Source organism: Rhizobacter sp. P3_C12 (assembly GCF_056402735.1).
In genome coordinates, this window is record NZ_JBFUGW010000235.1 from 1 (window position 1) to 9,819 (window position 9,819).

Annotated in this window: 9 protein-coding genes and 1 pseudogene; 4 read left to right on the forward strand and 6 right to left on the reverse strand. The window is 59.3% G+C overall.

Going from position 1 to position 9,819, the window contains the following annotated elements:
* Positions 1 to 180 (reverse strand): transposase (locus AC1DXV_RS26315; RefSeq protein ID WP_477936337.1); only part of this gene is annotated, 180 nt, incomplete at its 3' end.
* A gap of 167 nt (positions 181 to 347) precedes the next feature.
* Here AC1DXV_RS26315 and AC1DXV_RS26320 point away from each other — a divergent pair.
* The gene (locus tag AC1DXV_RS26320) at positions 348 to 2,102 is read left to right on the forward strand and encodes a hypothetical protein (protein ID WP_477871417.1); all 1,755 of its coding nucleotides are present in this window, start codon (positions 348 to 350) and stop codon (positions 2,100 to 2,102) included.
* 256 nt (positions 2,103 to 2,358) lie between these two features.
* A pseudogene (locus tag AC1DXV_RS26325) lies at positions 2,359 to 2,673 on the forward strand (H-NS histone family protein); the annotation flags it as partial.
* 682 nt (positions 2,674 to 3,355) lie between these two features.
* Here AC1DXV_RS26325 and AC1DXV_RS26330 read toward each other — a convergent pair.
* Both AC1DXV_RS26330 and AC1DXV_RS26335 read right to left on the reverse strand, forming a co-directional pair.
* Positions 3,356 to 4,165 carry a metallophosphoesterase family protein gene (locus tag AC1DXV_RS26330; RefSeq protein ID WP_477936339.1) on the reverse strand — a complete coding sequence of 270 codons (810 nt, stop codon included), beginning with the start codon at positions 4,163 to 4,165 and terminating at the stop codon, positions 3,356 to 3,358.
* Positions 4,166 to 4,627 carry a hypothetical protein gene (locus AC1DXV_RS26335; protein ID WP_477871419.1) on the reverse strand — a complete coding sequence of 154 codons (462 nt, stop codon included), beginning with the start codon at positions 4,625 to 4,627 and terminating at the stop codon, positions 4,166 to 4,168.
* A gap of 177 nt (positions 4,628 to 4,804) precedes the next feature.
* Here AC1DXV_RS26335 and AC1DXV_RS26340 point away from each other — a divergent pair, with 177 nt between their 5' ends.
* The gene (locus AC1DXV_RS26340; protein WP_477936341.1) at positions 4,805 to 5,140 is read left to right on the forward strand and encodes a helix-turn-helix domain-containing protein; all 336 of its coding nucleotides are present in this window, start codon (positions 4,805 to 4,807) and stop codon (positions 5,138 to 5,140) included.
* 75 nt (positions 5,141 to 5,215) lie between these two features.
* Complete coding sequence (locus tag AC1DXV_RS26345; protein ID WP_477936343.1) at positions 5,216 to 5,503, forward strand: helix-turn-helix domain-containing protein; 288 nt, start codon at positions 5,216 to 5,218, stop codon at positions 5,501 to 5,503.
* A gap of 76 nt (positions 5,504 to 5,579) precedes the next feature.
* Here the strand turns inward: AC1DXV_RS26345 and AC1DXV_RS26350 are convergent, their stop codons facing one another.
* The 3 genes from AC1DXV_RS26350 to AC1DXV_RS26360 all read right to left on the reverse strand — a co-directional run.
* Entirely contained in the window at positions 5,580 to 6,203 is a 624-nt protein-coding gene (locus AC1DXV_RS26350; RefSeq protein ID WP_477872789.1) for a hypothetical protein, read from the reverse strand.
* The gene (locus AC1DXV_RS26355) at positions 6,193 to 9,414 is read right to left on the reverse strand and encodes a site-specific integrase (RefSeq protein ID WP_477936345.1); all 3,222 of its coding nucleotides are present in this window, start codon (positions 9,412 to 9,414) and stop codon (positions 6,193 to 6,195) included. The genes AC1DXV_RS26350 and AC1DXV_RS26355 overlap by 11 nt, the downstream gene beginning before the upstream one ends.
* A 158-nt stretch (positions 9,415 to 9,572) precedes the next feature.
* The coding region (locus AC1DXV_RS26360; protein ID WP_477936347.1) for a hypothetical protein at positions 9,573 to 9,819 on the reverse strand (247 nt) is incomplete at its 5' end.

The window sequence follows — 9,819 nt, forward strand, 5'->3', positions numbered from 1 at the left end:
CATCCGCTCCACGCCGATCGGTGGGCGACCGACGCGGCCGCTGCGCGGATAGTGCGGCTCGATCAAGCCGCACAGCGCCGACCACGGCACCACGCGCTCCATCTCGCCCAGGAACTTCTCGCGCCTCGTCTGGCGCTTCTTGCCCGCGTACTCCAGGCTCGCAAAGCTCGTCTGTTTCATGCAACCATCCTCGCTGTCCACGCCTCGTTCGGCCATCGAGATCTGCCCGAATAAATCAGCGGTTCCCTAAAGCGATGGTGGAAACGTTACAGCCCGATTGCGGCGTGGGCGGCGCAGCGCGGGCTCGATAGACTCTCGCAACGTGAATCAGACGCTCGAACGATGTGATGGACGATATTAACGCCCAGGGACTATCCGATGCAAAAAAAAAGCGCCTTCTTGTGCTTGCATTGGACCGCTCGGTCGCGCCTGGCAGCACACTGCCAGCACTGAAATTCCGAGTCGAGCATCACTCGGACATCTCGTCTCTCGACGAACTCGAACGAGAAGGCATGCTGAAGCGCGACGGTGGCAACTACATCGTGTCCGCTGCAGCACTACCTCAGGTAGGCTCCCCAAAGGCAATCCTTTTGCTCGGGCAGATCGAGCTGCTCTATGGCGCCCTGCGTCGTCGCTACTTTCGTGATCAAGACCGCCAGGTGCCCGTGGTGTCATTGGCCGATGAAGTCGGAATGTCTCGAGCAATCGTCGACGAGGCCCTTCAACGGATGCGGGACGTTTCGATCTGGTGCGCGGGCGGCAGCACCGACCTGCGCTTGGTGGATGCGTTCGTGACGCCGGCGGAGGCGATTCTCCAGTACGAGACGTACGGCGCGCTCCTTGAACAAGTCCGGAGGTGGAGTAACCCACCGGTAGTGTCGCCGCTGCAAGCTTTACTCATCGATCAGCAGGAGAGGGAGTCTTCTGGCCCAATAGTCGCGCTTGACGTAGAACGCGAGCTTTCGCCGAGCCAAGCAAAGGGTCTCTTCGCAGCACTCGAAGGGCTGGAAGCCTTGCGCATCAAGCCGAACGACTACCTAGACGACCCAGAGCCGCGCGCCTTCATCGACAACGTCCTGACAGGCATGCTGAAGACGCTGAAGGCCTACTGCGACTCCATCGGATGGCCTCGGCTTGCAAAGCAATTGGCGGATCTGATCCCGCAGCGGGGAGGCGCGCTGGAGGACATCGATCTCATTCAGGGTTTTATCGTGCCAGAGGTTCGCCGGCTTGCTATTGTGCGTATCCCGGAACCGACACCGCAGGTGCAAGTGCCGGCGCCGGTGACAATGTCTACGACTACGAACTCACCTGCTGATTTTCTTGCTGCATGGCCAGCCGTGCGCGCATGCCTCCAAGAGTTGATCTTCTACGACATCAAGGAAGTCACTGGCTTGGGTGGCCTCGACGTCACGACACTCGCTCACCTTGATCAGAAGCAGCAAGGGGGCGCCTCGAAAGGTCAGCTCATGACCGCGGTGGACCGGCAGTACGCCAAGATGCTACCGAGCGCTCGAGAGAAGTTCCTGACTATCATCATCGAAGAGGTCCTGCGTCGTAGGCCTCAATCTCAAGAGAAATTGTCGGAGTACCTGGATCGGCTGGGGTGGTCGTTTGTCGATCAGACGCTCGTTCCCATCCAGGTGCTGAGCCCTCAAACGCTCGATGACACGCCCGGGGAGTGTCGGAAGGACCTCTTGAAGGCAGCGCAGCGATTCAGAGACGGTGATCTGTCCGGCGCGATCTCTGCAGCATGTGGAGCCGTGGACTCGGCGACCGCGATGGTCTACAGGCAGATGAGTCTCGGCGATCCCGCCGACGCCTCATTCCAGGAGGCGTGCAAGAAGGCGGCACAGGCAAAGGGCGTACTGACCACTCTCGACGAGCAGCTCAAAGAACTCGGTTGGCCGCAGTCCGAGATCGTGCCGTTCCACAAGAACCTCGAGGGTGCATTGAATCAAGGGGCCTACGTGATGCAGACGCTGCGTTCCAAGATGGGGGATGTGCACGGTTCCAAGCCCATCCTTCGATCAGTAGTCTTCGACTGCCTGCGGTGGGCAGAGCTAATTGTTGGATCGCTGGTGGCCAGAGAACTCGGCTGACTTGGTCTAGTGTGGTGCGTCGTTCCGTTCTTACTTGTCCTTGCCCAAGTGCCGCTGAAGTTCCTGGACCTTTCCAACGTCCGCATCGAGGCGGCCAGCGGACGGTGGCAGGCTTCCGAGTGATAGACCGCAACCGCTGGCATAGCAGACCTTGGCCTTGGGCAGGGCGCTTGTCGACTTCACAGCGGCCCGCTGGCGCTAAGCATCAAATCGAGGCGAGAATGGCCCATTCCGATACTTCGTTGGAAACATATTCATGAAGACCTATGCATCGCTAAAGGCTCAGATTGTCAAGTTGGAACGGGAGGCCGAGAAACTGCGGAAAGCGGAAGTGGCCGGCGTTATATCAAGAATCAAGGAAGCCATTGCCGCCTACGGATTGACGCATGAGGATCTGGGTCTGGCGCGGAGCCTCGAAAGACGGGCGGCCGTCAAGGGTCGACGCGAGGCCAAGATCACTGTCGGAGCGCCCAAATACAGGGATCCGAAGTCTGGCAAGACATGGACTGGGCGAGGCAAGCCTCCGAATTGGATTGTTGGTGTGAAGAACCGCAACCGGTTCCTGATCGATGCTTCGGGATCTCCGTCGAGTGTTGAGTCTTCCAACGAACCAACGAAGCGCAAGCGACGCGTTTCTCGAAAGGCGTCAACGCCAGCCGCTCAGTCCGCCGCAGTACAGATTGAGGGTGGCGTGGGCACGCAGTAGAAGTGGCGACCTGGCACGCAGCGCGTCGAGCGCTCATCCGGAGCATTTGCCTTCGGTGCCGACCAGTTAGCAAATCTGCACAGTGCAGTCGATCTCTACGCCGAGCGCGTGATTGGCAGCGACACGCGCTGAACGACGATGAGTAGTCGTAAGCGGTCGATCAACCACGCCCTTGTGCGAAGCGAGCGGGATGTGTCAGGTCAACCGGCGACTGAAGCGCGAGGTGCGGCAGGAGGCCTGAGCAAGCAGGCGATGCGCAACGAGAGCCATACGAGGGCCGCCGCTATAGGCTAGCCAAGTACCCGCAGGTACCGCAGGTTCATCCTCAGGTTGTGCCCGGCGCCGCACAGGACGGCGTGCATCGCGTCACTGAGTTCGCCGTGCAGCCAGTTTGCCGCCGAACGCACTGCCTCTCTTCGCCCAGTGCGTCGCGTTGCGCGCATGACGGTGGATGTCGACGGCCTGTTCCACCGCGTCGTAGTCCACGCCAGCCGGCCGGATCGGCCGTGCGACGAGCTCGAGGTGGAATCGCCGAACACGAGGAGCCTCATTCTGATGCCCCCAGTTGTCGCCGACGTACATCGTCGATCTCGCCCGGCACGACAACCTCCCATCGGCCGTCGGGCCACAGCGCCGAGACGCCGCGCAGTCCTACCCCGTGGCTTTCGAACCTTTGCTGTACCCAGTATCCAGAGCTGTCCTGGTTGTCGTGATGATGTCCGTGGACCGCGTATCGCGCACCGAGAAAGTCTGCCAGCTCGTCGATGGCTCGGAAGCCCGTTCCCTTGCCGCTGAAGTCGCAGTGGTAGGAAGGTGCCTCGTGCGTCACCAGAATGTCCGCCTGCATTTCTGCCAAGGCGTCGTACTCCTCTTCGAAGATGCTGGCCCAGTGCTTGTGGTGCACCTGAGGAGCCGCGGCATTGTACGGATTGAAACGGTACTGTCGCGGGGTCACGCGCTCGAGATCCAGTCGAGAGTAGTACGTTGATCGGCCTCCGTTCTTGTCTCCGACCATCGGGTACCACACATCGCCCCTGAACACGCCGGCGAGGCCGGCCAAGCGTAGGCCTCCTTTCAGCGTAACCACGCGTCCGTGTACGTTGTGCGGCTCCGTGTTCCGGTTCCAGACGCGGCGGGCTAACACCTGGCTGTCGGCATCGTGGTTGCCTGCAACGAAGTACCACTCGATGCCGTCCTGTTGCAGCGAAGCCATCACCTCTTCAAGAGGGCAGGAAGGCTCCATGTCCCCGAGAAGAACGACGTTCGACGCACGGGTGCGACGCGCGCTCTCGAGGATTTGATGAAATCGGGAATGCGGATCCCCGCAGAACAGGATGGGGCGTGAAATGGGCGGCATCTACATGCAGATCCGGGCGACGAGGCGTCGCTCACCAACGATCGGCGCTTCATCACTCGGAAACGTGCCGTAGAACTGGGCTCCGTATGCGTCCTCCAGGATCACAACCTGTTCGTCCGATGAGGCGTTGAGCGCAGTCCATACGCTTCGAATGTCACGAACCGCCCAACCGTTGCCATCCGGCTGCGGCACGACTTGCTGCAAGGAGGCAACCGCCTGCTGTGTCGGCGGCGACGTCTGGGTAGCTTGCGTCAACGCCTGCGGGGTGATCAACTCAATGAGGTCGTTGTCCCAGCTGCAGCAAACGGAACGCAAGCAGCTGTTCTCACCCTCGCGGATCAGGTACGTGACGATGAACCAAGGTAGCTGAAGCGAGAGTTCGACTGTCCGGTAGTAGCTGGACCCGGGCGAGCGAAGGAGCGGAGGGACGGGAAATTCGAACGATTTGTGGCAGACAAACATCGGCTGAAGAGCGCTGCCGGACTCGGTCCAGCAGCTGAGTTTTTTATAACCAGAAGTATCTGCAGTCGCTCGAGATCTGGCGAGCTCGTTGCCCTTTGTGCTACCGCGCAGCCTGTGGTTAGATTCCCTTTCCGAATACGCGACGGGTACGGCTAGTCTGGCTGGCTAAGGGTCGCCATGTTCAAGTCTCTAAACAGCCGTCATCAGCAAATCTTCCTGGAGCTTCTGCGGAGCAACCGCGAGTCCGTCAAGCTGCGCCAAGCCGACCTGGCGCAGCGGCTTGGCCGCGGCCAAGCCACGGTTAGCAAGGTCGAAAGCGGCGAACGCCGGCTCGATGTGATCGAGCTGCGTGCTTGGCTGCGCGCGCTGGAGGTTGACTTCGTCACGTTTGCCGTCGAGCTGGACCGACGCTTGCAGGCTCATCCCATGTCCGACAGCCGGCTCCGCGGCGCTCGGCGGACGGACCCAACTACGCGCCCGCAGGGCACTGTGCCGCCCCGACGACGAACGTAGATTGGCTCATCGTTTGCATTCGATGAGTTATTAATAACGTGGCCTCAATAGGACATTTGCCGGACCCTCCGGCAGATGTCGACACGTCTCAGGAAGCCGAAGCGTGGGCGCCCGCGAGGAGCGCTCAGCTTTGACGCGGACGTGGCGAAGGCGTTTGGCGGCGTGGTGCGAGAAGCCCGGCTGTCGGCGGGCATCTCCCAGGAGGCGCTAGCTCACGTAGCCAATGTCGAGCGCTCCTACTTCGGCCGCATTGAGCGTGGTCAGAGCCAGCCGACGTTGCACGTCATCCTCAAGATCGCGGCAGCGCTTGGCTACGAAGGTGGCGCGCTGGTCACGATGGCTGAGCAGAAGCTCTCGCAATAGATCTGCCGGTCCCGTCAGGCCATGTGTCGAGAGTTCGACGAAAACCGCAAGAGATGCCGCTCGTTGAAGCTGGAGGTTATGCGCGCGTCCTCTTGATGTCCCTGACGAACGGGAGAGAGACGTTTTGCTCCAACCAAGCGACATACGAAGCAGCACGTTCGGGGCCGCAGACAAGTCGGTCGCTCGGACGGGCGGCCAAGTCTACAAGAGACTTGGTAGTCGAGTCGACGGCAAACGTCTCTGCCCGCACCAGAACAAGACTCAGCAGTACGCACAGGTTGGCGAATTCAACCTCGCCCTTCCGTGGGCTCGATGCAGATGTAAGCGCCGTCGTGAAGCCCGCCAGTTGAGCTGTAAGACGCCTCACTTCTTGGCGGAGCATGCCCACCTCCGCCTGAGTGCTTGCGAGCTTCGCTTTGAGGACGAATGGGTCATCGGTTGCGTCATCGACGGCAGCCGCGGCGCCGGCCTGCGACCTCATGTATATGGCCAGCAAGACCTTGTACTTTGCGTTCCGTAGAAACGTCGTTCGGTGAACTCTGGTTCGGTCGGAGAGATATGCCGCCAACAGTCCAATGCTCTTGAACTGAAGTCGTCGCTTTCTGCACAACTGCAACTCATGCTCTAAGAGGGACAAATTCTCTTGCTCGCGCTCGGCATTGAACTTGCGAATGTTGGCAGCGCCGCGCTCACGAGTCACCGTCGGCCTCCGTTCGCGGGGGCAATGCCTGTGCGGCCGATGGCTGAACCGACGAGGCGAGGAGGGCCGCGACATCCTCAATGCTGATGCCGCTGGTCTTCATCAGCGCGCTCAGCATCGCCGCCGCAGTCCGCACGTCATCACTCTCGTCCGTGAGAGTCGCAAGATCATCCAGACCTTGACCAGCAGAAAGCCGTCGCCGCAGCAGCGACGCAGCCATCTGGACCTGCGGCGAAGTCATCGAAGGGTATGCATTCGATTCGGCGAGGCGCTGCAACAAGAAATCGGCACGATTACATCGGCGAGTCACGAGCTGAAGGTGACGTCGGACAATGTCCGGCCGCTCAACATGGATGAGGACAGCCGCGTCCGCGCTCCGTTCAGCCTCGGCATGCAACCTCCGCAGCACGTCTTCGCTGAACTTCCACCCTAGAAGCTCGTTGATGTCGAGCTGGATCTCGTCCCAGAGCGCATCTAGAGAAGCGGCGGGCTCGCTGGCGGCCTCCATCCGCTTGCGCTGTGCGTGCAGATAGCGAATTCGCTCGATCAACTGATTTCTCTTGGCAGCGATGGCGGGAAGATGGTCGATGCACTTCATCGCCAGTGGGCAGATGCCGCAGCGCCTGCGGGCGCCTATGTTTCGAACGATGTCGGCCGGGCATTCCTCGCCGACGGGGCAGATGTGGGTCTCGCGGAAACGGATATGGCTCATGGGGCCGCTCTTGAGAAGCGTCAGCCCGTCGTGTTCATCCAGCTTGTCGTCCTCGATTGACCAGAGCGCCATCGAGGGCATGAACCTGAACGTCGCAACTGTGCCCTCACGGTTCTTGACAAAGCTCTGAACGAGTGCGCTGTCTGGCTTGTCGGAACGAATATACGCGCTCTCAGTGCCGACCTGGAATATCGAATAGTCGCCTAGGAGGGCGATGTCGCTCCGTTGCAAGCGCCGTTGGAGTTGTTCGCCGGAAAACTTCGTGTAGTGCGCCGTGGTTGCGATGCCTTCATGTCCGAGCAACTCGGCGACGTCCGACACTTCCAGGATGCCCTGGCCCTGCCTGTTCGTCGCGAATGTCGCTCTGCATGAATGCGGTGTGTAGACAGCTAGTATGCTCAACGCGCAGTAGGCGATGGCTTCCCGCCCCATGTACTTGACGACTGGTTGGCCGTCGGGAGTCTTCATTGGCTTGAGGTAGTACAGGCGGACATGCCGTTCCCCGCTGACCTCCTTGTAGAACGCCTCGAAGTTAATTTGTGCGGCAAGCCAAGCCTCGTAGTAGACGTTGTCACCGATGGGGACCCCGGTGTTGGGCGTCTTGAATAATGGTCTCACGGGGTCAAACGGAGAGACGCTGAGGCCTTCATAGGGTACGGGTTCGAACGTGTCGAAGTCTGCGAAGAGCTTCTGGAATTCCACCTCCCGTTGTAGTACATGCCGAACGCGAAAAACAACAGGTGTACTCCAGGGTTCAATCTTCGTCTTGTCCGTGTTCACCAGCAGCCTGTACGTATATTGGTCGCCAGCGCCTTCGTTCAGCGAATCCCAGGTCTTGCGGTCAAGCCACTGGACTGACTGACAGCGAAGGCCAGTTTCCAACGAGACAATGAGGAGTCGAAGTGCTGTTAAGTGAGGAACCACGACGGTCGTATTTTTGCCTTCATGTGCGATCTCTCGTTCCGCCCACGTGAACAAATTTGGCACCAACTGCACGGGGTGTTCCGAGCCATGATAGCGAACAACTGGAGTCATACCGAATTGCGCAGTCCGGTATCGAAGCGCCGCTCTTAAACTGGCCCAGGTGTCTGCAAATTTCCCTTCGAGCGCCTGCAGTAGCAAGTGTTGGCCGAACTCCTCGATGGCATAACAATAGAACAGCAAATAGCCGTAGATATTTGCAGGGATGATTTCCTTGTTCGTTTTGTTCTTCTTGCCTGGAAGACGTGGCGCGTCGAATTCGCTGTCCAGCGGATTGCGGTATACAGGCCCCGCGATCGTCTCGTTGTCACCGAAATGGGCACCAACAAATCGGAAGAATAGCGTCAGATGTCTAATGCAGGCAGCTGCTGGCTCCGCCTTGGGCCGCCGCAGCCTAATCAAGTGCAGCAGCGGCGCCGGCAGCATCGCGAGGGGTYCATCGTTATGTCTGCTGACGTACGCGTAGCGCGCGAAGTCCTTGGGTGCCGCCGGCACGCCAACTTGTCCGGACGGGTACAACTCGTGCCACCAAGGTAGGTAGAGGAACAGGTAGTCCGCGAGAATATGCAGAGATGCGGTGACTGAACCCGCGCTTCTGTATCCTTGGATATGCTCGCGGTGGTGCAGGAATGCCATGAGGCTTTCTGCCCAGCCCTGGTAAACGTTGCGGATGTCGACATGCTCGCGACCTGGATAGACAGGTACTCGCGTTCTCCAATCGATGGATTCAGGCCTAAGGGAAAGACGCTTGAAGTACGCTAACACTGCGTCGTGAGTCGAGGCGTGCCTTGTCGCAGCAATGAGCTCTGCGGTTAGGGCCGAGTGCGAGGTCCCCTTGGTCCTTCGAGGCGAAATGACCTTCGCCTTGTTCTTGTTATTTGTATCAAGGACAAAGGTCTCGAGTTCTCCTCGATTGATCGCGCTTCGAGCCGACCAGGCCGAGTATTCGACCAACTCAGCCAGAGTGAACGTTACGCGGTCAGGAAAGCTTTTGAGCAATTCTGCAGGAAGCTGGGACCATGGGAATTGGGAGCCGGCGATTGCATGAAGATGCAACCCCTTCGAATACTTCAGTTGAGCTAGGTGGAGCTTGGCGATGTCGTTGATGGAGACGTCTTCAACCCGGGACCAGTCGGTCGCAAAGACCAGCCTAGGGCCATAGAAGTAGAGCCTGTGGCCGCTCGCTTGTTGCAGACCCGTTGCCGACTTCGGGTCAATGCCGTGCAGCCATCGAATGATTTCGTGGTTCACCAAGGCCATCGGAAAATGGGTACCAGGGGTGAAGACCGTTGGGAGAAGAAGCGCCCCTCGTCGCCAAAGGTCTACGAGCGATAGTTTTAGTCCGCGCTTGACTTGCGCGAAGCCGGTTGCAGAGACAGTGCGCTTGTCGACGTACGTTGCCATCGCGGCCATGGCCGGCTGAGTCGACGTGTTAAGCGCGTCGGAACTGGCGAAAGCATATGCCGCTTGGATGAATGCCTCGTCTAAGTGGCTTGTGCCGCGATTGGAGTCGCCCATGAATTGAGAGAAAGCCTTCCTCTTGTGAGGTGGAGTTTTTGTGTCCTTCAGCTCCTGGGAAATTATTCCTTCGGCCCAAGATATTGACAAACAAATTTCCTTATTCAGGGCGCCGCCGTCTAGCAAGAGGATTGGGTGATCAGTGGTGTTAATCACATTCAGCCTCGCGGCAGTTGCACATTGAACCTTGGAAGTGCCTTCAACTCATCGGTGGTCATGCCGAGCAAGGCTTGGTCGGATGCAGCGAGCTTTGCCTCGAGTCGTCGCTGTTTGGTCCGGGCGTAGTGGGCGGTCGTCCGAATGCTTGCATGCCCCATCATCATTTGCACCTCGACGAGAGGAAGCCCGAACTCGCCGTTGTGAGGGTTGACCGGGAAGTCGTTGACCATGTACACGGCATACATG